Genomic DNA, 20240 nt, shown 5'->3' with positions numbered 1-20240 from the left:
GGCTCACTGCCTTTCGCGGGCTTGCGGGGCGATGGGCGCTGCTGGACGGCCGAGAAAGCGATCGCGGGTTTGCGCCCAGACACGCAGGCATTCGGAGTCGCTGGCGGCCCTCTGCCCAAGCTGCTGGCACCGGTGCTGGCCCTCGCGCAGCGGATCGCGCTCGGGCTGAACCTGGCGCGCGTCCTGAGCGGCCGGCGCTTCCTCTTCCCGGGTCATCTCGATCGCCGTTGCGGTGATCGCGATGGCGACGAAGACGATCGCGCCCAGCCGGGCCAGCAGCTTGCCGTCCATGCCAGCCTCCATCAGTTACCGTTGTTGAACATCCGCGCGTTGCCCGGCTGATAGCCGGTGCTGGGCGTCAGGAAGCGCCGGCGCTGTTCGCGTCCCTGTTCGGCGGCGGCCGCGCGCTCGGCCTCGGTGAGCGCCCCGGCGCGGCCATTGGCGGAGATCAGTGCGATCAGATCGGAGAGCTGCTGCGACTGGAGCGCCAGCAGCTGATTGCCGGCCTGCGTCGCCTGCAGCGCACCCGTGGCGCCTTGGCTCTGGCCAATGAGCGCGGCCATTTCGGAACGGTTCGTGTCGATGTTGCCGACCACGCCGGCTTGGACGCGCAACGCATCCTGCAGGCCGCCCACTGTGTTGTGCCAGCGGGATCGCGCACCGGCGACAAGCTGCTGGTCGGTCGCCGACAGCGAGATCGTGCCGTACTGCTGCTGAAACATCTGGTCGATGTCCTGGACGTTGAACGCGATGTTCTGCGCCTGTTGCAGGAGTTGCTGGGTGCGCTGGACACTCTGCTGAATCTGTTGGAGTGACGAATACGGCAAGCTCGCAAGGTTGCGGGCCTGGTTGATGAGCATCTGTGCTTCGTTTTGAAGGCTTGTGATCTGATGAGTGATCTGCTCGAGCGCGCGCGCTGCCTGGATGACATTCTGCGCGTAATTGGATGGATCAAAGACAATGAGGGCGTATGCGGGCGTCGTCAGCGTTGCCGACACCACGAGCGGCACAGACAGAATGGACACTGCGAGCAGAATCGCGTGCGAGCGGCGATGATAGGTCCTCATGACTGGCGTTCCTTGTCAGGGTTGCAGGTGAGATTGGTAAGATCAGGGATCAGGTCGGCGGCCCAATCGACGCCGCGCAGGCGTAGCCAGGCGGCGAGGAAGCCCTCGCGCCCGTGTTCGGCGTAGGTGCGTGCAATCAGGGACTGATCGGTTTTCGATGATGCTGCCGCGAGGGCTAATCCGACGTCGGACAGGCCGAGCTCGAAGAGGCGATTGCCGCGGCCGGATTGGCAGTAATAATCTCGCTTGGGCGTAGCCCGTGCGAGGATCTCGATCTGACGATCGTTCAAACCAAACCGGCGATAGATCGCCATAATCTGGGGCTCGATCGCGCGTTCGTTCGGCAGGAGCAGCCGCGTCGGGCAGCTCTCGACAATCGCGGGTGCGATGCTGCTGCGGTCGATATCGGATAGCGACTGCGTGGCGAAGATGACGCTGGCGTTCTTCTTGCGCAGTGTCTTCATCCATTCGCGGAGCTGGCCCGCGAAAGCAGCATCATCGAGCGCGAGCCAACCCTCGTCGATGATGAGCAGCGTCGGCGAGCCGTCGAGGCGATCGCCGATCCGATGGAAGAGATAGGAGAGCACCGCCGGCGCTGCGCCAGTGCCGACCAAGCCCTCGATCTCGAAGGCCTGAACGGACGCTTGACCCAGATAATCGGCTTCCGCATCGAGCAGACGGCCGTGGGGACCGCCGACGCAGTAAGGTCGCAGGGCTTGCTTGAGGTCGCTGGACTGCAGCAGCAATGCCAGGCCGGTGATGGTGCGCTCCTCGATGGGCGCTGAAGCCAGCGAGGTGAGCGCGGACCACAGATGCTCCTTGACGTCGGGCGTGACCGGCACGTCCTCGCGCATCAGGATGGCGGCGAGCCAGTCGGCGGCCCAGGCACGCTCTGGCGTATCGTGAATGCGCGCGAGCGGCTGAAGGGAGACGGAGTTTTCCGCGCCTTCGGTCAGGTCGCCGCCGAGATCGTGCCAGTCGCCGCCCATGGCGAGCACGGCTGCGCGGATCGAGCCACCGAAATCGAAGGCGAAGACCTGGGAGCGCTCGTAGCGGCGGAACTGCAAGGCCATGACAGCGAGCAGCACCGACTTGCCGGCGCCGGTCGGGCCGACGACCAGCGTGTGACCGACGTCGCCGACGTGAAGGGAAAACCGGAACGGGGTCGAGCCTTCGGTCTTGCCGAAGAGCAGAGGGGGTGCAGCGAAATGCTCGTCCCGTTCCGGCCCCGCCCACACCGCCGAAAGCGGAATGATGTGAGCGAGATTGAGCGTCGAGATGGGCGGCTGACGCACGTTGGCGTAGAGATGTCCGGGCAGCGAGCCCAGCCAGGCATCGACGGCGTTGATGGTCTCGGCCATGCAGGTGAAGTCGCGGCCCTGGATGACCTTCTCGACCAGCCGCAGTTTCTCGTTTGAGATGCGTGGGTCATCGTCCCAGACGGTGACGGTCGCCGTGACATAGGCCATGCCGGCATAGTCGGCGCCGAGCTCCTGCAGGGCGAGATCGGCATCGGCGGCCTTGTTCGCGGCGTCGGTGTCCACGAGGACGGACGCCTCATTGGTCATCACCTCTTTCAAGATCGCGGCGATCGACTTGCGCTTGGCAAACCACTGCCGCCTGATCCTGGTCATCAGCTTGGTCGCGTCGGTCTTGTCGAGCAGGATCGCGCGCGTCGACCAGCGATAGGGAAAGGCGAGCCGGTTCAGGTCGTCGAGGATTCCGGGCGTGGTTGCTGTCGGGAAACCGACGATGGTCAGGATGCGCAGATGCGCGTTGCCGAGACGCGGCTCGAGGCCGCCGGTCAGCGGCTGGTCGGCGAGCAGCGCGTCAAGATAAATCGGGGTTTCGGGGACACGGACGCGCTGGCGCTTCGTCGATATAGTCGAGTGCAGGTAGGTCAGGGTTTCCGGGCTATCGAGCCAGACGCATTCCGGCATGAAGCCGTCGAGCAGGGCGAGCACGCGATCGGTGCGATCAACAAAGCCGCGCAGGATCTCTTGAGGATCGACGCCGAAGCGTTCACGCCCCTCATAGAACCAAGCTTCGGTACGTGCCGCGTCCTCAGCCGGCGGCAGATAGGCGATGGTGAGGAAATAGCTGGACACGAAATGTGCGCCGGCTTCCTCGAAATCGGCCTTGCGTTCAGCGTCGAGCAGCGCCGAGGCGGCATCAGGGAATTGGCTCGCGGGATAGGTCGCGGCCCCATGGCGCCGCGCCTCGACGAAAATCGCCCATCCCGAGCCGAGACGGCGGAAGGCGTTGTTGAGCCGACCGGCGATCGCAACCAGTTCGGCCGCGACAGCGGAATCGAGATCGGGGCCGCGAAAGCGCGCCGTCCGCTGGAACGAGCCGTCCTTGTTTAGGACGATCCCGTCGGCGACCAGAGCGGCCCAGGGCAAATAGTCGGCGAGCCGCGCCGCAGTACGCCGGTATTCGGCGAGGTTCATCATCCGCGCGTTTCCTCAAACGGACAGGTGGCCGGGGATACGCAGATGCCGCCGCCCGACCTCGACGAAGAGCGGATCGCGCTTCGCGGCCCAGACGGCCATGAAGTGGCCGAGCGTCCAGATCGCGAGGCCAACCAGCCAGAGGCGCAGGCCGAGGCCGATGGCTCCGGCGAGCGTTCCGTTCATGATGGCGATGGAGCGCGGGGCGCCGCCGAGCAGGATGTGCTCGGTCAGTGCCCTATGAACGGGGGCGGTGTATCCCGGCACCTCGGCCGGTTGCTCGAGAAGGCTCACCATCAGATGAGCGCCCCGCCGCCGAACGAGAAGAACGACAGGAAGAAGGAGCTGGCCGCGAAGGCGATCGAGAGGCCGAAGACGACCTGGATGAGCCTGCGAAAGCCGCCCGACGTGTCGCCGAAAGCCAGCGTCAGGCCGGTCATGATGATGATGATCACCGCGATGATCTTGGCGACCGGCCCTTCGATCGACTGGAGGATCTGTTGAAGCGGCTGCTCCCAGGGCATGGACGAGCCGGAGGCGTGAGCGGCCGGCGCCAGCATGAGGCTGATGGACAGGGCAGGGGCGGCGGTCGCTAGAGTGCGGCAGCCGCGAGAGACCGTGCGGATCATGAAGGGACTCCTGTGTTGATGGTGGTGGTGGGGAGGACGCGGTAGTCGCCATGGGCGTCGAGCCCCTCGACGCGGGCGAGTTCGGCCAAGCGGCGCGAAGAACCGCGACCGGAGAGAACCGCAACGAGATCGATCGTCTCGGCGATCAGTGCGCGCGGGACAGTGACGGCGGCTTCCTGGATGAGCTGCTCGAGGCGGCGCAGCGCGCCGATGCCGGAACCGGCATGGATGGTGCCGATGCCGCCGGGATGACCGGTGCCCCATGCCTTGAGCAGGTCGAGAGCTTCGGAACCGCGCACCTCGCCGATGGGGATGCGATCAGGCCGCAGGCGCAGCGAGGATCGGACCAGATCTGAGAGCGTCGCCACGCCATCCTTGGTCCTCATGGCGACGAGGTTCGGCGCAGCACACTGAAGCTCGCGCGTGTCCTCGATGATGACGACGCGCTCCTCGCCCTTGGCGACTTCAGCCAGCAGCGCATTGGTCAGCGTGGTCTTGCCGGTCGAGGTGCCGCCAGCGACGAGGATGTTGGCGCGTGCCGCGACGGCCGCGCGGAGGATCGCGGCCTGGTCAGTCGACATGATCCCGGCCGCCACATAATCATCGAGGCTGAAAACCGCGGCGGCGGGCTTACGGATAGCAAAGGCTGGAGCTGCGACGACTGGCGGCAGAAGTCCCTCGAACCGCTCTCCCGTCTCAGGCAGCTCGGCCGAGACGCGCGGGCTGCGCGGATGCACCTCGGCGCCGACATGATGGGCGACCAGGCGCACGATGCGCTCGCCGTCGGCGGCGGACAGCCTTTCTCCCGTGTCGGCCAGGCCCTCCGACAGACGGTCGACCCAGAGCCGTCCGTCTGGATTGAGCATGACTTCGACGACGGCCGGATCTTCCAGAAACCGGGCGATGGCCGACCCAAGCGCAGTGCGCAGCATGCGCGCGCCGCGCAGGATCGCCTCCGGTTTCTGGTGCTGTGTGGTCATTTCGTCCCCAATCGTCACGGGGACACGACAGACGGTCCCCGATTGGGGATCATTAAGAGATCCCGAAATCAGGCCGATTCAACAAGATTCGGGCGTCGCAGGAGCGTGGCGTGCAAATACAGGAAAACGGCGGTGCTCCGACGGAAAGGAGTGCAGCTAGCAGTGTAGGGATTATCGCGTCTCCTCCTTCCTTTTTGCCCAGAGGAACACGCAGGCGACGATGACAAAGCCGCAGGCCATGTTTGAAAGCGAGAACGCAACCGACCACTGATCGAAGCGTCGCAGACGGTTTGCCAAAGCCCCGACGTTGTCGCTACCAGATTGGGCTCTGAGATCAGTCGAGCCGTTCGTCGCAGTTGTCGCGGACGGCGTCTCCGGGTCGGGAGCGACCACTGGAGGTCTCCATCGAGCCTGCACCGTGCTCAGAGGCGATATCCTCTGAAACCTCCTGTCTCAGCTTCGGCCCCTTGGCTAACCTTCGACCGAGGGCAGTGACGAATGCCTCATAGCGCTCTCTGGCCTTGGCGCGTGCGGCCTGGGCCGCGGGTTCAGGCAGCGCCGGCGTGGTGGCGAGCCAGAAGCGGATGAATACAGCCAAGGTTTCCACCGAGATGCCGACATCGCGCTCCAGCCGCGTCATTCGTCGGTCGAGCTGGTCGAGCCGCTTGGCGATCACGGCCTCGCGCCGTTCGGCGTCATCCGGCGACAGAAATGACGCGATGGCTGCCTCGGCGATCAGGGAGAGCGACTGCTCCCGGCGTGCGGCATAGTCCGCGAGCATCGCCATGACGTCAGGGTCGAGATAGACGGAGATCTGCGTCTTCTTCTTGCGGCCTGCCATGCGCTTACAGCTCCATGCCGTCATTGGAATCGAGCGAGACTTGGCGCGCAACGCCCTGCATGAGGCGCGTGAGACGTCTGTTACGGGTGGCCTCCTGGTCCGTATCGTCCGCCGGATCGATCTCGAACTCGTTCTCGATCGGCGCCTTCTTTTCGATGGGCTTCACGCGGCTGAGTTCAGGCTGGTGACGGCGCTCGGACTCGGTCGGATCTTCATCCTGGCCGGCCCTCTCCAACTCGGCTTGCACGGCTTGCGGTCGGGCCGGTATCGGCAAGGTACTCCAATCATCCGGGCGCGCGGCCTCGGGCTGCGTCAGCGCCGGCGGGGGCAGGATGCGTTCCTTGAAGCGGGCATCGTCGTAATAGCGCGCTTTCTTCGCCCGGATCGGCGGCGTGCCCGCGACCATGACGATCTCGTCGGTCGGCGGGAGTTGCATCACCTCGCCGGGCGTCAGCAAGGGGCGAGCCGTCTCCGACCGCGAGACCATCAGATGGCCGAGCCAGGGTGACAGCCGGTGCCCGGCGTAGTTCTTCATGGCCTTCATCTCGGTTGCGGTGCCGAGCGCGTCAGACACGCGCTTTGCCGTGCGCTCGTCGTTGGTGGCAAAGCTGACGCGGACATGGCAGTTGTCCAGGATCGAGTTGTTCGGGCCGTAGGCCTTCTCGATCTGGTTCAGCGATTGCGCGATCAGGAAGCTCTTCAGCCCGTAGCCGGCCATAAACGCCAAGGCGCTCTCGAAGAAGTCGAGCCGACCCAACGCGGGAAATTCGTCGAGCATGAGCAACAGCCGATGCCGCCGGACCTTCATCTGAAGGTCCTCCGTCAGGCGGCGGCCGACCTGGTTGAGGATCAGGCGGATCAGCGGTTTGGTGCGGTTGATGTCGGATGGCGGCACGACGAGGTAGAGCGTTGTCGGCCGCTCGCCACCGACGATATCGGTGATCCGCCAGTCGCAGCGCCGTGTCACCTCGGCAACGACCGGGTCGCGGTACAGGCCGAGGAACGACATGGCGGTGCTGAGCACACCGCTGCGCTCATTGTCCGACTTGTTCAGCAGCTCGCGCGCCGCGCTCGCGATGACCGGGTGCGGTCCGGCTTCGCCGAGGTGCGCTGTCTTCATCATCGCAGCGAGCGTCGACTCAATGGGCCGTTTCGGATCCGAGAGGAAGGCGGCGACGCCGGCGAGGGTCTTATCCGACTCCGCATAGAGGACATGAAGGATCGCGCCGACGAGCAGGGCGTGGCTGGTCTTCTCCCAGTGGTTCCGCTTATCCAGCGAGCCTTCGGGGTCCACGAGGATGTCGGCGATGTTCTGGACATCGCGGACCTCCCATTCCCCGCGGCGGACCTCCAGCAGCGGATTATAGGCCGACGATTTGGGATTTGTTGGATCGAAGAGCAGCACGCGACCGTGCCGGGCGCGAAAGCCTGCGGTGAGATGCCAATTCTCCCCTTTGATGTCGTGAACGATCGCCGAGGCCGGCCAGGTCAGCAGCGATGGCACCACAAGGCCGACGCCCTTGCCCGATCGCGTCGGCGCGAAGCACAACACATGCTCGGGTCCATCATGGCGCAGGTAGTCGCGCTCATAGCGACCGAGCACAACACCATCGGGACCAAGCAGGCCGGCGTTCCTGACTTCGGCTGTCTCTGCCCAGCGGGCGGAGCCGTAAGTGGCGACGTTCTGTGCTTCCCGCGCGCGCCACACAGACATTCCGATGGCGACTGCAATGGCGATGAAGCCGCCGGATGCGGCGATGATCCCGCCCTTGGCGAAGACCTCCGGCGCATAGGCGTCATAAAAGTACCACCACCAGAAGATCGCCGGCGGGTAGTAGACCGGCCAGCCGGCCAGTTCGAACCATGGCTTTCCAAGTTGCGCCTGAAACCCGAGGCTCCAGGCCACATATTGGGTCGCCGCCCATGTCGTCATGAGAATAACCAGGAAAACGGTGAGGATCTGACCCCAGAGGATCTTCGTGGCCGACATGACAATCCTTTCTTCTTCTTGATGGTCAGAGTCCGAGTCCGCGCTTGCGACCGAAGCTCCAGTCGATCCCGCCGTCGCCGCGGGCGACGCCCGAGACGTGGCGGCCGAGTTGCTTGTCGAGGGAAGGCGACCAGGGGACGAGCTGGAAGCCAAGGCCATCATCGATCATGGCGAAGCGGCCGGAGGCGAGCGTGAAACGCTGCCGGTAGGTGCCGGCGACAGACTCGCCGCCATTGGCGCGCTTGAACGGCGTTCCGGTCTCGGCGGCGAGCCTGTCGCCGAGCGCATCGAGTTCCCGGCGACGAAGCGTCTCGATCAGCCTGCGGGTGAAGACGACGCGCCGGCCCTGCCGCTGTGCAAGACCTTCCACGACCAGATGGTCGGCCCGTTGTTCCATCGCCTGACGCACCTCAGCGCCAAAGCCGCCCTCAGACAAGGCTGCCGGCTCGCGTGCCATGGCCTGTCGGTCGAGCCAGGTCCCGCCCGATGCCGTGACCTGCGCGTGGATGTCGAGATCGGAGCGGACGGCGAGCGCAACGCGATGTTGGCCTCGCGCGTCATCGAACGTCCGCAGCTCGACGATCGAGCCGGGCGGACTGTCTCCGGCGGCATCGAGATCGGCGAGCTTGATGTGGTGTGTTCGACCATCAATGCCATCGACCACGGCATAAGCCGTGCCTTTCAGCTCGTCATCGAGTCCGCGAGCCACAAGGCGGCCGGTGATGGGCGTGTAGAGGCTTTCGGCGGCGAGCACATAATTTGCCGAGCCGCGCTCAATACCGTGTTCGGTCAGAGCGCGATGCATGCGCTTGATGATGTCACCGCGCTCGCCGAGCTCCCGGAGCGTCGCCTCGGCCTTGTCGTTGATCATCCATTGGCCAGGACCGATCTGTTCGGCAAGGCCAAGGGTCTCCAGCTTGCGAAGGCGACCGATCTTCTGGACATGAAACTCATCCGGCTGACGATCAGCATGCGGCGCAAGGTCGATGACGCCGGTGTTGCGCGCATCGCGGAGCAGTTGCCGGTCGAGCTGCGTCCAGCGTTCGACCTCGATCTGGCGCAAGAGCGTGCGGCGAATGTCGAGGTCGGTGCGCGGCCCCAGCTCCTGAGTGATGAGATCGCGCGCCCGATCGCGCATGCCCTCCTTGATGTAGTCGCGCGAGATGACGAGGTCCTGGCCGTCGTCGCGGACGCCGCGCACGATCAGATGGACATGCGGGTGCTCGGTGTTCCAGTGATCGATGGCCACCCAGTCGAGCCTGGTGCCGAGATCATTCTCCATCTGGCTGACGAGATCGCGCGTGAAGGACTTGAGGTCGGACATCTCGGGCGCGTCATCGGGCGAGATGATGAACCGGAAGTGATGCCGATCGTCCTCGCAGCGCTCGGCGAAGGTGCGGCCGTCCGCGTCCTCTGTACCGGGCCCAAAGAGGCGGGCCTTCTCCCCATCCCGGGTCACACCATCGCGGCGCAGGTAGTTGAGATGGGTGCCAAGCGGCGCGGCGCGCGCGGAATGCCGTACGACGCGTGCCTTGATGACGGCGCCGCGTGAACGGGAAGTAATGAGCCGATTGGCCTGGATGCTGGCGCGCTGGCCGCGGCCGAAGCGGGAGCGATTGCCGGAGACGATGCGTCCGGAGCGGGACACACCACCGCCGGCTTTCTTCGCGGCGGCAAGCGCTTGTGCGATGAAGGGCCGCGCAGCTTGCGCACGGGTTGATCGGATGCGGCCCGGCCGGATGCGAAACTCGCGCTCATCGGACATGGCGCGGCTCTGCAATGTGTGGAAGACCACGAAGATTCAACGGTTTGAGGGTTCGTCGCACATTGCGCGAACGTGCGACAAGGTGCGGAATGCGCGGGAAAATCCAGCAAAAACAACCGCCCAACCGAAGCACAATGTGCGCTCTTTTATCCTGCCATCGTCCGGTCGTGTTGCCGGTGCTCCACCCTCCCGCACTCCATGGCGCGCCAGAGCCTGCCATCGTGCGATCGGGAACCAGGACGCTCATCGCAAGGTCCCTGCTGTGGCGGAGGCGACGAAGAGGCCGCCCGACTGCGGCACGATGGCGGAAACATCGCGTATGGCGGTCGCAGCCGGAGCATCGCTCGCCGAGCGCTCGGCCTGCACAGGATCGGCAGCCGAATCGCTTTTCCGTTGCATGACGAAGAGCGGCGCGCGGGTCCATGCCAGCGGATCGGCGGCGACAATCACGACACGGCTGGCGGTGTCACTGCCCTCGATGACAGATGCAACGGCGGTAACATAGGCGCGGGTCTCAGCCGGAAGCGGGCGGCCCTTCAGCGACGCCTCGTAGCGGCCTGGACCGGCGTTGTAGGCCGCGATCCAGCCGGGTGATCCATAGCGGTCGAGCAGCATGCGGATGTACGCCGCGCCCGCAATGATGTTGTCGTGCGGGTCATAGGGATCGCTGTTGAGCCGGTGGCGCACGCGGAGCTCTGCCCAGGTCTCGGGCATGATCTGCATGAGGCCCATCGCGCCTTTGGGCGAGATGGCGCGTGGATCGCCGTTGCTTTCGGCCTTGAGGACAGCGCGAATCCAGGCTGTGGGAAGCTCGAAGCGCTGCGCCGCTTCGGCGATGTGCCCGCCGTAGGGATCGCGCGGCGAGGGTTTGGCGATGGTCGACGATTCCGCAAAGGTCGAACACGACAGCACGCAGGCCAAGGACAGGCCGGAAAGGAGACGGAGGACAGTACGCGGCATGGCGTTAGTCCTGCCCGTTGCGCATTTGCGGGCGGGTCCAGTGCAGAGACCATGACGCGCCGGCTTCATCGTCACGAAACAGATTGGCGCGGATCGGCCGCGGCAGTGCTGGATCATCGATGACCAGCGCAATGAATTCGCCAGCGCGCTCACCAGTCCGCTTCCAGCCGGCACCAATTTCCGGGCCTTCGCCATTGCCGTGGTGGACCCGGTAGTCCGGCGCGTTTTCGGCATCGGATGGGTCAGCCGGAACGAGTGCGATTTCGCGGTCGAGGGTGAGTGTGTGGATGCGTCCGACGAATCCTGTCGTCTTGGGCGCGAACGTACCAATCTGCGGCATGGAAACCTCCTTGGGTTTGCTGCGGGTCGGGAATTTGGCAAGCGTTCAGCGTGTCGCGGCATGCCAGACGAAGTGGCCGTCGCCGCCCTCGTCGGTGTAGATCGGCGTGGCCCGACCGATGACGGTGCGCGCCGGGATCGGGCCGAAGTAGCGGCTATCCAAGCTGTCGGGGACGTCGGGGTTCATGAGGAAAACCTGACCGTCCGCGATGCGCCGGCAGCCCTGCCAAACGGGAAGTTCGCGTCCGCGCCGGTCGCGAGCGAGCGCGTCGCCGAGCAGCACGGCATCGACGGTGACAGCGGTGCCGGTGCGGCAGACCTGTTGCCCGGGAAGACCCATGACGTGCTTGATCAGCGGCACGTCGCGACCGATATAGCCGCGCTCCACCACGAAGTCGGCCAGCGGTTTGTCCGGCATGACAGCGACGAGATCGCCAACTTCCAGGTGGTGCGGCGGGGCGAGGTCGTAGAGGCCGATCGGCACGCTGGCCGAGGCGTTCCAGACGAGGTGCAGCGGGGTCGGGATGAACGAGGCGATGGCAATGCCCATCACTGAGAAGGACGTCACCATGACATAGCCGAAGCGGGTCATTGCTCGCACTCCCGCCGCTTGAGCCAGGCCTGATGGCGCTCCATCGTGTAGGCGCGCGGGTCGTGGCCGGCGGTCATTCGGTTGGCGATGTGCCGCCAGTGATCGGGGGAGACGTCGCAGACGTCGATGCCCGCAGCCTCCACCGCATCGATGTGGCGGAGCACCTGTTCAACCTTGGGCCAGCCCTCGATCTTCAAGAGAATGTCACCGCCGGGGCGCACGTAGGGGAGCGTCTGGTACGCCTCGCCGGGCTTCACCGCGCGCACGATGTCGATGCATGAGAGGATCGTGCCGAAGTCGTTCGATGCCCAACGAACAAAGGCGAAGATGCTGCCGGATTGGAAAGAGAGAACACGTCGCCTGTGATCGAGGATCTGTTCGCCCGTCTCTCGGCCAAACCTGATCCAATTTTCGATGCGCTTCTCCACCCAGGTCAGTTCGACATGGGTCAGGTTGTCGGAAGGATGCGCGATCGGCAGGGGGCCGCCGCGCACGCGGGGGGCCGCGTTGCGGGTCATGATGGGTCTCCTTGGACTTTGGGGAATTCGCGCGCGAGCAGCTCTCGCAACATGTCGGCAACGGTGATACCGCGCCGGAATGCGGCGATCTTGATCCGGCCGCGCAACTCGGGCGTGACGTCTATGGTCAGCCGCGCAGTGAAGCCGGAGGCGTCGCTGCTTGGCCGCGGAGCGTCGGCGGCTTTGATCCAATGTTCGGGGTTGGCGGGCCGGGCAGCGAAGGAGCGACGGTTCGGATGTTCGCTCATCACGTTGTCCTCCCAATGCCGAGCCGATCGATCTCGTCCGCCAGCGCCGCGATCTCGCGGGTTGCAGGGGTGGCGTCGTCAAGCTCCAAGACGAGCCGCCCCGACTGTGCGGCAACCGCGAAACCGATGCGCTGGCCGATCGTGCTCGCGAGGACCGGCGGATCGTGATCGGCCAAAGCCTCGGCCGTTTCACGGGCCAGCACGGTCCGGGCGCCGCAGCGGTTGAGGACGAAGCGCGCGACCAGGTCCGGCCGGTAGATGCGCGCCTCGGTAACGAGCGCCAGCATCTCGGCCGAGGCCCAGCCGTCAAGCGGCGAAGGCTGGACGGGGATCAGCACCAGGTCGGCGGCGAGCAGCGCCGAGCGCATCAGTCCGGCGACACGTGGCGGCCCGTCGATAACGACATGATCGGCGTCGCGCGCGAGCTCGGGCGCTTCTCGGTGTAGCGTGTCGCGCGCCAGGCCGACGACGCCGAACAGGCGCGGGAGGCCCTCGCGGCTGCGCTGCTGCGACCAATCGAGCGCCGAACCTTGTGGGTCGGCATCGATGAGCGTGACGCGCTTTCCGTGCCGCGCCCATTCGCCGGCAAGGTTCAGCGCCAGCGTCGTCTTACCGACGCCGCCCTTCTGGTTGAGCAGAGCCACGATCATCGCGCGCCACCCGAATCATCAATGAGAGGGAGCCGCGGCGCGTCCGACACGTCGTGTTTGGCTGCGCTGCCAAAAGCCGATGTGCTGCCCCATGTCTTCTTGGTCACGCCGAGGCTGTTGGCCGTCTCCTGGATGAGGTTTTCCACATCGCGTGCGCGCTCTTCAAGGTTAGATTCTCTGTTAGAGTCTAAGTTAGGGGTGCGGTTTCCGGTTCTGTTTCCGTGGGTTAGAGGCTGTTTCGGTTCCTGATGGCACGAGGGGCCGGTTCCTGATGGCACGGGTCCCTGGGTTCCCGATGGCACGACGGAATTCACAGCCTGCCCACAGGGCGGCGTCGGCTCGAAGGCGAGCAGCATCCGTCCGCCGATCTCGACTTCGAGGAAGAGCCTATAGCCGGGTAGCGGCTGGCGCCGGATGATGTCGCGCAGCTCGAAGGCGAAGCGCTTGAACGGCGACAGGGCTCCGGACTTCTGGTGCAGATGGCGGACGTCGAAGCGCCAGCCATTGCGCTGGCGGCCGCCATGCTTGCGCACGATCCGGTACAGCCAGCGCTCCAACCCGCCGGTCAGGTCGAAATAGGCGCGGTCGATGGTGAGTACGAGCGCGTTGTCGAGAACGGCCTGATAGAACCAGTCCGGCACGATCATCTCGATGCCGTCGGGCTTGCCGGCGCGATCGGTTCGCTCCTTCCATTCGTTGATCCATGAGAAGCGGTGCCGCCGGCCTTCAGTGGGTTGTCGGATCGATGTGCTGACGGTTGTGGACTGGAGGCGGTCGAGCGCGGCCTTGAGCCGCTGATAATCGCGCAGGCTCGTGCCGCGTCTGATGAACTTCAGGATCTCAAAGGGAGTGGCGACCATCAGGCGCGAGGTGCGAAGCCCAGCGTCGCGCGCCTCGATGATCTGGCTCGCCGCCCAAATCAGGATGTCGGCGTCCCAGATGGTCGCCATGCCGTGATCGGGCACGGCTTCGACCCGGATCGAGACATCGCCGGCAGAGAAGTCGATCGGCGCGACGCGAGGAGTCTTGGAGAGGGAGAAGAAGGGATACGCCATGAGATCCTGCGCGTCTCGTGGCGCGAAGTCGCCCGGGAGCGCCCGAAACAGGTCGAGCTGTCCGCGCTCCGAGAGGGGTTGACGTCGCGCCGCCATGAAGGGAGCCGCTCGCGATCAGCGTGCGTAGCGGCCGGGCTGCGGGGCGGCGGGCCCCGTCTGGCGCTTTGCTGGCAGCACCTGGCCACGCGGATCGGAGGTCGAGATGACAGCGCCGCGCGCAGCCCAGGCTTCGAGATCGGCGATCGAATAAACAACGCGGCCGCCGAGTTTCCTGTACGCCGGACCAGTCCCGTAGGTCCGGTGCTTTTCGAGCGTACGGGCGGACAGGCTGAGGAACACAGCGGCTTCCTTGGTGCGCAGGAAGCGCGGCGGCAAGACGGCGAGATCAGGTCGCATGGAGCGGGCCTCCGTGGGGTTTCGGGCGGCCGCTGAGGTTCAGCGGCGGACGGCGACCACGGTGGCGGAGGGAGATCGTCAGGGGGGAGGGGGAACTTAAGGGGATCTAAAATCCCCACCCCTTGGTTGCCCTCGGAGCGGCTAGGATCGACGGCGGTGGCGCAGGAGCTGGAGATAGCCGCCGCGGATCATGCTGCGGCCACCTTCGACAAGGCCGATGACGGTGTCGCGCAGAGGCGAGGTCTTCCACGGTTCGGAGCCGACGCGCTCTGGGCCGTAGAGGGCGGCGGCGATCTCGCGATAACTCGCGCCGTTGGTTCGGCCGTCGACCGCCTGAAGCATGAGGCGCAGGCGTCGGCGCTGCTGGATGGTCATGCGGGTATCGGCGGGCACCTTGCGACCGTGCCGGCTGCGCCAGAATCTGGTGAGGGCCTCGACACGGCCAAGCGTGTCGGAATCCAGCGGGATGAGCGCAGCGAGCGGCTGTGAGGGATCACTACCGGGGAGGAGAACGATCTGTGTCCCTACATCACCGACACTGATTGCGTGGGTTCCTTCCGGGCTATGCCGAGCCGTGCCGAGCTCGGTCAGTGGCTGATGCGATCTGACGGGCAGGAAGTCCGGCGGATGCACAAGGGTGAGAACGGATGGGGCGACAGCCGGGGACCAGAATATCTCCTGCTCCAGGGCGGACAGGTCCGGCCTTGCCGGGAAATCGCAGACCCCACTGATGCTGCTCCTCCTGTGACAGCGGCAATGTCTCGCTCCCTGCGGTCACAAGGGTCTGATAGTGCTGCTGATAGGGCTCGTGACGTCGAAGGCATTCCCAGGCGAGCCCCTCGACGGGCAAGTCATCGAAGAAGTCGTAGCTTTCACGGTCTCGCCAACGCGAAGTATCCGGCTTCATTCATCAGCTCCTCGCACGACTCGAGCGGTCGGGCGAGAATTCATTCCTGCGCCAATGGAGGATTGGAAGCCCGGCCGCCGACATCGCGCGATGCTGGAGCGGCATCACGAACGGCGCTGGACAATCAGTTGGCGGAGCGGCGCAAGAGATGACGGTACCCGGTATGGGTCATCCACCGCGCGCGAGCCAAGTGGCTCTCATGGACACGCCGAGCGCGGTCAGGCTCGCGCGCGGGATCGATCCCGAACAGCACCGCGACGGCTTCCTGCCAGTCCGCGCCGTCAGCGGCCGCGTCAAGCAGGCGCATATAGAGCTTGATGTGGGCCCGATCATAGTCGGTGAGTTCACTCACCGTCGGGGCGGCATCGTCAAAGGGCTCGATCATGAGCGGCCGTCAGTTCGTCCCACGATGCGTTCGGGGCATTGTCTTCCAAAAGGAAGGTGACGACTCGGCGAAGGTGCGCGGCCGACCCTGGAGGGAATTGGGCTTTGCGTGGACAGTCGATCAGCGCCTCTTATCACCATGGTCATTGACGAGCAGAACTCCTCGGCCGCGCTCGGTGGACAGAAAGACAATGCCGGCTGCCTCGAGGGCGCGTCGTACCTGATCGCGCGTGCTTTCATACACCTCAAGCCCGCTTTCGGATTCGAGGCGCTTGAGCGCGGTCAATGATACCCGAGCCTTGTCAGCGAGCGTCTCCTGTGTCCAACCCAGCAACGCGCGCGCGGCCCGCGACTGTCGGGCGGTGATCATGCATGATCACCTCCCACGCGGAGCTACGCGCGCGCCAAAACTACGACTATAATAGTCGTCCTTGCGTGTCCAGACCAGCTGGAAGTGCCTTTTGAACCGCATCTTGCCTGCCTTGGCGCGAACTGATTCGGTCGCCGGGAAGGCAGGAGGCCCCGGACTGTCGGTCCGGGGCCTCGCGTGGCTCAGTCGCCGCGCCGCCCATTGGAGCGGGACCAGATCAGCGAGAAGCCTTCACCGTCCTCTTCCTCGAAGAGGTTGGCGTAGATCGGGGCGTTGAAGCTCGGATCATCGAGCTTGAGGCCCAGATAGTCGCGGCCCTCGTTGGAGCGCTTGGACCAGGCGGCGCCGATCTCCACGCGGCCGACCAGGACCCGGTGGCTGGGGGCGTTCTCGCCGGCGGCGCGCAGGTCGGGGACGATGCGCACGTTCTTGGCCTGGACGCTGAGGGTGACGATTTCGCCGGTGAACTCGTTCGAGCCGGTCTTCTTGAAGGTGCCGATGGTCGCCATGGTAGGTCTCCATTTTCTGTTTTCGAGCCCGCACCATTGCGGCCTCGATGGCGATCGGCAGGCCGGAGGCGATCGACGGCGCACCCCGAAGGGGCCTGACAGCTAAGGAGGACTTTCTTGCCTCGCGAGGAATGGCGGCTTGAGCCGCCAGGGGAAGAAAGTCTGACGCCGCTGTTGCGTCAGAGGCGATCGAGGCGTCAGCCGACCTTCGGCCAGATCAGGCCATAGAAGAGGCCGTTTGGAGCGGTCGAGGTCTGGTCAGAAACGGAGCGATGGTGGCCCTTCGCAGCCGCAAGGTGGCATCGCATCAGGCGCACCGGCTTCCTCCGGCCCTTGTCCGGGCGGGATCGCTGCATCTTGACCCGACCTGCCTTCCGGGATGATCCCGCATGCAACGGATCTCGGCGCTCGCGTTGACGACGATGCTCCCTTCAGCGCTCCGATGTCGGTTGCCCTTCGGGCCGCGTGTCGATCCGGCGGTGACACGCCGCGCAAGCAACGGCTCTCACCGGCGGGATGGCCTGCTGTGGTCGCTGCCCTGGCCCGCCGGAGAGGATGCGTGACGTCAGGCCCGTGCGAGGTCCCGGCCGGTGGGGCCATTGGCCGCCACCATTCCCGCGACCCGCACAAAGGCGGTGACGCCGACGGCAACTGCCCCGATGACGGAGAACGCAATCTGCCACGCGTCCGAGGGCATGATGTGCTTTACGATGCCATGGGTGGCATGGAATCCGGCGATGGCGGCCGGCGCGACGAAGACGATCGCGGCAACCAGCTTCAGCCATATCGGTCGAGCGAAGGTGACCAGGAACTGGATGATCGCGAAGGTCGCGGCAGCGGCGACGACACCGACCAGGATCGCACCGAGGACGCTGGCGCCGGTCCCGTGCGCCCAAGCGCCCGCGCTCACGCCGACGAACGCCGGCAATGCGAAGACGGCCAGCGTGAACAGCAGCCAGCACAGCACACCGATGGCCGCGAGGGATGCGAGGATGATCATGATGGTGGCCTCCGTGCAAAAGCTCTGACGGTTGCGCCTGCCACCACCACCACGGCGCGACCGCACCATAGCGGAAAAGCGACTGCGGCGGGAGCGGAAATCAGGAGATCACAACTCACGGCAGCACCAAATCCGCATCCGAGCGGCGAGAGCGGCAAGGTGCGAGTCGTCGAACAACCTGGACATGCGCCGCCCACGTCTGAGAATATAAGTATAGGTGATGTCGGAACTGCCAATCGCTGTGGGGGACCTGCGAATGCCATACTACGCCGCACTGAGAAGAGAAGATCCGCAGACTAGACAACGGATCTCCTCCGGTTTGCTGCGTCTGCGCAAGTCAATCGCCGATCAAGGCGTGCCGACGCGGACCGTTGCGGGAGACGTTCTGATCGCAAGCTGGAACATTCGCGAGTTCGATAGCAAGAAATTTGGCGGTCGGCTGACGGACGCGTTCTATTACATTGCCGAAATATTGAGCCATTTTGATTTGATCGCCCTTCAGGAAGTCCGAGGAGACTTATACGCTCTCGAGCGAGTCCAGAGCCTGCTGGGAAGCTGGTGGAAATACGTTGTGACCGATGTCACCGATCGCGGATTGGGCGGCAATGACGAGCGCATGGCGTTTCTGTACGACAGCCGGAAGGTCACCTTCGGCGGTTTGGCCGGCGAGATCGTCCTGCCGCCCTCGAAAGTGGATGCGGAGGTTCTCCAATTTGCCCGGACGCCCTTCGTCTGCGGTTTTCGGTCGGGCTGGGCCAAGATCGATCTGTGCACGGTGCACATCTACTATGGTGACAGCAAGCCGCTCGACAATCGGAGGCTTGCCGAAATCCGCAATCTTGCTGACTTTCTGGCGAAGCGTGCGAAGAAAGCGGCTCAACCGGCACCATCGACAGGCACAGAGCCTAAGGTGCGACCTCCCGAACCCGATACCCTCGTCCTGCTCGGGGATTTCAACATCTTCAACACGGGCGATGCGACGCTCAAGGCGATCACGGATGCTGGCTTCGTGATCCCGAAGGTGCTGACCGATCGCAGCGGCAGCAACATGGGAAAGGACAAGTTCTACGATCAGATCGCAATCTGGCGTGGGAAGCGCTTCGGTGAGACGCCACGTGGCGGCGTTCTCGATTTTTACAATGCCGTCTTTCGCGCGGAAGACGAGCCGCTTTATGCGCCTCTGATCAAGCCGGCCAAATCTGGCAAGCCGCCGAAATACAAGGAGTGGAAAACGTACCAGATGTCAGATCACCTCGTGCTTTGGTCGGCCTTTAAGGTGGATTTCGCCGAAGATTACCTGACAGATCTCGCGAAGGAGAACGTGGGATAACGAAGGGCGGCGCTCACGCGCCGCCGAACTTCCAGACCGGGATGCCGAGCTTCTTCGCCTTGTCGGCGAGGTTGTCGTTGATGCCCGTGCCGGGGAAGTGCATCACGCCCTTCGGCACGATCTCCAGGATCTCGTCGTTGCGCTTGAAGGGCGCGGCCCGGCCGTGCTTCGTCCAGTCGGGCGCGAAGCCGATCTGCGGCACGTTGCGGTTCTTCGCCCAGAGCGACGCGATCTTCTCGGCGCCCTTCGGCGACTTGCCGTGGACCAGCACCATGTCCGGGTGCTTGTCATGCACCTGGTCGAGCCTGGCCCAGATCAGCTGGTGATCGTTGAAGTCGAGCCCCCCGGTGACGACGATCTTCGGGCCGGGAGGCAGAAGCACCTCTTGCTCGGCCCGCTTCTTCGCCATGAGGAAGTCGCGGCTGTCGATCATCGCCGCGGTGAAATTGCGGTGGTTGACCTTCGATCCGCTGCGCGGGAACCAGGGCTTGCCGACGTGGCGTTCGTAGTGTTCGGCGGCCTGGTCGCGCATCAGCTCGAAGGCGTTCTGGCGTTCGATCAGCGTCTTGCCCTCGGCGATCAGGCGCTCGAGCTCGACCGACTTCACCTCGCTGCCGTCCTGTTCCCGCTGCGAGCGCTTCTGGGCCTGCTCGTTGTCGTCGAGCTCGCGGGCGATCCGCTCGGCGGCCCGGTGGAAGATGTTGACGGTCGACCAGAGGAGATCGTCGAGGTCGGGTTCGAGGCGGGTGTCACCCAGCGTTCCGATCAGGGCGTCGAAGATGTCGGCGACTGCGCCCGCGACCTCATTGCCGTCCGGCAGAAGCCGCTGATCGGGCTCGTCGGCGAAGGGGCGGTAGCCGTAAAGCTGCAGCTCGGTCAGGGCGTGGTCGGTCGGTGAGGAAGCGTGGTGGGGTTCGAAGTCGTCGTGCTCGCTCATGGGATGCTCCGTCGGCTGGACCGCGACCGTCGCGGCCTTCATGGCGACGAAGCCCACGGGTGGGCCGGCCCGGCACCCGGAGCGCAAGCGAGAGGGCCGAAGCGACAGCGGAGGAGGGCGAAGGCCGGCTATTTTGCCTCGCGATGGAAAGGCCCGAACCGGGATCCCCGCGCGGCCTGCCGCGAGGGGTGGAAAGGGCCGCCGGAAAATAGCTGGCCGCCGCCATTGCCGGGACGGCCAGCTTGTGGGCCGATCGCCCTCTCGAAGGCGTAAGACGCGGTCCTCTCCGACGTCCCCCGCATCCAGGCAAGCATGGCGGCAGC

General features: G+C 65.0%; 25 protein-coding genes. 1 reads left to right on the top strand and 24 read right to left on the bottom strand.

What is annotated here, in order from left to right; all coding sequences use genetic code 11:
- Positions 1-3: 3 nt before the first annotated feature.
- The 23 genes from trbK-alt to DC522_RS19525 form a co-directional block, all read right to left on the bottom strand.
- On the bottom strand, positions 4-291 hold the full coding sequence (trbK-alt, locus tag DC522_RS19635; protein WP_047190332.1) for a putative entry exclusion protein TrbK-alt: 288 nt from the start codon (positions 289-291) through the stop codon (positions 4-6).
- A gap of 11 nt (positions 292-302) precedes the next feature.
- The gene (gene trbJ / locus DC522_RS19630; protein WP_116530345.1) at positions 303-1067 is read right to left on the bottom strand and encodes a P-type conjugative transfer protein TrbJ; all 765 of its coding nucleotides are present in this window, start codon (positions 1065-1067) and stop codon (positions 303-305) included.
- Entirely contained in the window at positions 1064-3520 is a 2457-nt protein-coding gene (trbE, locus tag DC522_RS19625; RefSeq protein WP_116530344.1) for a conjugal transfer protein TrbE, read from the bottom strand. Before trbE ends, trbJ begins: the two co-directional genes overlap by 4 nt.
- Positions 3521-3532: 12 nt before the next feature.
- Positions 3533-3814 (bottom strand): VirB3 family type IV secretion system protein, encoded by a 282-nt coding sequence (locus DC522_RS19620; protein ID WP_116530343.1) that lies wholly within the window; start codon positions 3812-3814, stop codon positions 3533-3535.
- Positions 3814-4146 (bottom strand): TrbC/VirB2 family protein, encoded by a 333-nt coding sequence (locus DC522_RS19615; RefSeq protein ID WP_047190328.1) that lies wholly within the window; start codon positions 4144-4146, stop codon positions 3814-3816. The genes DC522_RS19620 and DC522_RS19615 overlap by 1 nt, the downstream gene beginning before the upstream one ends.
- Positions 4143-5126 (bottom strand): P-type conjugative transfer ATPase TrbB, encoded by a 984-nt coding sequence (gene trbB / locus DC522_RS19610; RefSeq protein WP_116530358.1) that lies wholly within the window; start codon positions 5124-5126, stop codon positions 4143-4145. The genes DC522_RS19615 and trbB overlap by 4 nt, the downstream gene beginning before the upstream one ends.
- Before the next feature lie 334 nt (positions 5127-5460).
- Complete coding sequence (locus tag DC522_RS19605) at positions 5461-5967, bottom strand: CopG family transcriptional regulator (protein ID WP_245444328.1); 507 nt, start codon at positions 5965-5967, stop codon at positions 5461-5463.
- Positions 5968-5971: 4 nt separating this feature from the next.
- On the bottom strand, positions 5972-7957 hold the full coding sequence (locus DC522_RS19600; RefSeq protein ID WP_116530342.1) for a conjugal transfer protein TraG: 1986 nt from the start codon (positions 7955-7957) through the stop codon (positions 5972-5974).
- A gap of 25 nt (positions 7958-7982) precedes the next feature.
- Entirely contained in the window at positions 7983-9722 is a 1740-nt protein-coding gene (locus DC522_RS19595) for a VirD2 family relaxase/mobilization nuclease (RefSeq protein WP_116530341.1), read from the bottom strand.
- Positions 9723-9965: 243 nt separating this feature from the next.
- Positions 9966-10682: a lytic transglycosylase domain-containing protein gene (locus tag DC522_RS19590; RefSeq protein WP_116530340.1), complete on the bottom strand. Its 717-nt coding sequence runs from the start codon at positions 10680-10682 to the stop codon at positions 9966-9968.
- A gap of 4 nt (positions 10683-10686) precedes the next feature.
- Entirely contained in the window at positions 10687-11022 is a 336-nt protein-coding gene (locus DC522_RS19585) for a DUF736 domain-containing protein (protein ID WP_116530339.1), read from the bottom strand.
- Positions 11023-11067: 45 nt separating this feature from the next.
- A complete protein-coding gene (traF, locus tag DC522_RS19580; RefSeq protein WP_116530338.1) occupies positions 11068-11613 on the bottom strand; it encodes a conjugative transfer signal peptidase TraF in 546 nt (181 codons plus the stop codon).
- On the bottom strand, positions 11610-12131 hold the full coding sequence (locus DC522_RS19575) for a DUF2840 domain-containing protein (protein WP_047190322.1): 522 nt from the start codon (positions 12129-12131) through the stop codon (positions 11610-11612). The genes traF and DC522_RS19575 overlap by 4 nt, the downstream gene beginning before the upstream one ends.
- Positions 12128-12379 carry a hypothetical protein gene (locus tag DC522_RS19570; protein ID WP_116530337.1) on the bottom strand — a complete coding sequence of 84 codons (252 nt, stop codon included), beginning with the start codon at positions 12377-12379 and terminating at the stop codon, positions 12128-12130. The genes DC522_RS19575 and DC522_RS19570 overlap by 4 nt, the downstream gene beginning before the upstream one ends.
- Positions 12379-13029 (bottom strand): ParA family partition ATPase, encoded by a 651-nt coding sequence (gene parA, locus DC522_RS19565; RefSeq protein ID WP_116530336.1) that lies wholly within the window; start codon positions 13027-13029, stop codon positions 12379-12381. The genes DC522_RS19570 and parA overlap by 1 nt, the downstream gene beginning before the upstream one ends.
- Positions 13026-14180 carry a replication initiator protein A gene (locus DC522_RS19560; RefSeq protein WP_116530335.1) on the bottom strand — a complete coding sequence of 385 codons (1155 nt, stop codon included), beginning with the start codon at positions 14178-14180 and terminating at the stop codon, positions 13026-13028. Before DC522_RS19560 ends, parA begins: the two co-directional genes overlap by 4 nt.
- 18 nt (positions 14181-14198) lie before the next feature.
- Positions 14199-14480 carry an AlpA family transcriptional regulator gene (locus tag DC522_RS19555; protein ID WP_116530334.1) on the bottom strand — a complete coding sequence of 94 codons (282 nt, stop codon included), beginning with the start codon at positions 14478-14480 and terminating at the stop codon, positions 14199-14201.
- A gap of 141 nt (positions 14481-14621) precedes the next feature.
- Positions 14622-15113, bottom strand: coding sequence for a DUF2285 domain-containing protein (locus DC522_RS19550; RefSeq protein WP_371680012.1), 492 nt, complete (start codon positions 15111-15113; stop codon positions 14622-14624).
- The gene (locus tag DC522_RS36065; protein ID WP_245444326.1) at positions 15043-15387 is read right to left on the bottom strand and encodes a transcriptional regulator domain-containing protein; all 345 of its coding nucleotides are present in this window, start codon (positions 15385-15387) and stop codon (positions 15043-15045) included. The genes DC522_RS19550 and DC522_RS36065 overlap by 71 nt, the downstream gene beginning before the upstream one ends.
- Before the next feature lie 124 nt (positions 15388-15511).
- Positions 15512-15772 (bottom strand): DNA -binding domain-containing protein, encoded by a 261-nt coding sequence (locus DC522_RS19545; protein ID WP_116530333.1) that lies wholly within the window; start codon positions 15770-15772, stop codon positions 15512-15514.
- A gap of 120 nt (positions 15773-15892) precedes the next feature.
- Entirely contained in the window at positions 15893-16141 is a 249-nt protein-coding gene (locus tag DC522_RS19540) for a helix-turn-helix transcriptional regulator (RefSeq protein WP_116530332.1), read from the bottom strand.
- Between the two features lie 182 nt (positions 16142-16323).
- On the bottom strand, positions 16324-16650 hold the full coding sequence (locus DC522_RS19535) for a DUF736 domain-containing protein (RefSeq protein ID WP_116530331.1): 327 nt from the start codon (positions 16648-16650) through the stop codon (positions 16324-16326).
- A 565-nt stretch (positions 16651-17215) separates the two neighbouring features.
- Positions 17216-17650: a hypothetical protein gene (locus tag DC522_RS19525; RefSeq protein WP_116530330.1), complete on the bottom strand. Its 435-nt coding sequence runs from the start codon at positions 17648-17650 to the stop codon at positions 17216-17218.
- A gap of 571 nt (positions 17651-18221) precedes the next feature.
- Here DC522_RS19525 and DC522_RS19520 point away from each other — a divergent pair.
- Positions 18222-18980 carry a hypothetical protein gene (locus DC522_RS19520; RefSeq protein ID WP_205769697.1) on the top strand — a complete coding sequence of 253 codons (759 nt, stop codon included), beginning with the start codon at positions 18222-18224 and terminating at the stop codon, positions 18978-18980.
- Positions 18981-18993: 13 nt separating this feature from the next.
- Here the strand turns inward: DC522_RS19520 and DC522_RS19515 are convergent, their stop codons facing one another.
- A complete protein-coding gene (locus tag DC522_RS19515) occupies positions 18994-19917 on the bottom strand; it encodes a DUF2493 domain-containing protein (protein WP_116530356.1) in 924 nt (307 codons plus the stop codon).
- Positions 19918-20240: the final 323 nt, after the last annotated feature.

It is taken from the genome of Microvirga sp. KLBC 81, assembly GCF_003075415.1.
Lineage (GTDB): Bacteria > Pseudomonadota > Alphaproteobacteria > Rhizobiales > Beijerinckiaceae > Microvirga.
The sequence above is the reverse complement of the archived record's forward strand: the minus strand, read 5'-3'. Positions and strand labels throughout refer to the sequence as shown.

Excerpts from the sequence above, each read along its gene's own strand:
- trbK-alt (WP_047190332.1), bottom strand. The coding sequence starts at position 291 with ATGGACGGCAAGCTGCTGGCCCGGCTGGGCGCGATCGTCTTCGTCGCC.
- trbJ (WP_116530345.1), bottom strand. The coding sequence starts at position 1,067 with ATGAGGACCTATCATCGCCGCTCGCACGCGATTCTGCTCGCAGTGTCC.
- trbE (WP_116530344.1), bottom strand. The coding sequence starts at position 3,520 with ATGATGAACCTCGCCGAATACCGGCGTACTGCGGCGCGGCTCGCCGAC.
- DC522_RS19620 (WP_116530343.1), bottom strand. The coding sequence starts at position 3,814 with ATGGTGAGCCTTCTCGAGCAACCGGCCGAGGTGCCGGGATACACCGCC.
- DC522_RS19615 (WP_047190328.1), bottom strand. The coding sequence starts at position 4,146 with ATGATCCGCACGGTCTCTCGCGGCTGCCGCACTCTAGCGACCGCCGCC.
- trbB (WP_116530358.1), bottom strand. The coding sequence starts at position 5,126 with ATGACCACACAGCACCAGAAACCGGAGGCGATCCTGCGCGGCGCGCGC.
- DC522_RS19605 (WP_245444328.1), bottom strand. The coding sequence starts at position 5,967 with ATGGCAGGCCGCAAGAAGAAGACGCAGATCTCCGTCTATCTCGACCCT.
- DC522_RS19600 (WP_116530342.1), bottom strand. The coding sequence starts at position 7,957 with ATGTCGGCCACGAAGATCCTCTGGGGTCAGATCCTCACCGTTTTCCTG.
- DC522_RS19595 (WP_116530341.1), bottom strand. The coding sequence starts at position 9,722 with ATGTCCGATGAGCGCGAGTTTCGCATCCGGCCGGGCCGCATCCGATCA.
- DC522_RS19590 (WP_116530340.1), bottom strand. The coding sequence starts at position 10,682 with ATGCCGCGTACTGTCCTCCGTCTCCTTTCCGGCCTGTCCTTGGCCTGC.
- DC522_RS19585 (WP_116530339.1), bottom strand. The coding sequence starts at position 11,022 with ATGCCGCAGATTGGTACGTTCGCGCCCAAGACGACAGGATTCGTCGGA.
- traF (WP_116530338.1), bottom strand. The coding sequence starts at position 11,613 with ATGACCCGCTTCGGCTATGTCATGGTGACGTCCTTCTCAGTGATGGGC.
- DC522_RS19575 (WP_047190322.1), bottom strand. The coding sequence starts at position 12,131 with ATGACCCGCAACGCGGCCCCCCGCGTGCGCGGCGGCCCCCTGCCGATC.
- DC522_RS19570 (WP_116530337.1), bottom strand. The coding sequence starts at position 12,379 with ATGAGCGAACATCCGAACCGTCGCTCCTTCGCTGCCCGGCCCGCCAAC.
- parA (WP_116530336.1), bottom strand. The coding sequence starts at position 13,029 with ATGATCGTGGCTCTGCTCAACCAGAAGGGCGGCGTCGGTAAGACGACG.
- DC522_RS19560 (WP_116530335.1), bottom strand. The coding sequence starts at position 14,180 with ATGGCGGCGCGACGTCAACCCCTCTCGGAGCGCGGACAGCTCGACCTG.
- DC522_RS19555 (WP_116530334.1), bottom strand. The coding sequence starts at position 14,480 with ATGCGACCTGATCTCGCCGTCTTGCCGCCGCGCTTCCTGCGCACCAAG.
- DC522_RS36065 (WP_245444326.1), bottom strand. The coding sequence starts at position 15,387 with ATGAAGCCGGATACTTCGCGTTGGCGAGACCGTGAAAGCTACGACTTC.
- DC522_RS19545 (WP_116530333.1), bottom strand. The coding sequence starts at position 15,772 with ATGATCGAGCCCTTTGACGATGCCGCCCCGACGGTGAGTGAACTCACC.
- DC522_RS19540 (WP_116530332.1), bottom strand. The coding sequence starts at position 16,141 with ATGATCACCGCCCGACAGTCGCGGGCCGCGCGCGCGTTGCTGGGTTGG.
- DC522_RS19535 (WP_116530331.1), bottom strand. The coding sequence starts at position 16,650 with ATGGCGACCATCGGCACCTTCAAGAAGACCGGCTCGAACGAGTTCACC.
- DC522_RS19525 (WP_116530330.1), bottom strand. The coding sequence starts at position 17,650 with ATGATCATCCTCGCATCCCTCGCGGCCATCGGTGTGCTGTGCTGGCTG.
- DC522_RS19515 (WP_116530356.1), bottom strand. The coding sequence starts at position 19,917 with ATGAGCGAGCACGACGACTTCGAACCCCACCACGCTTCCTCACCGACC.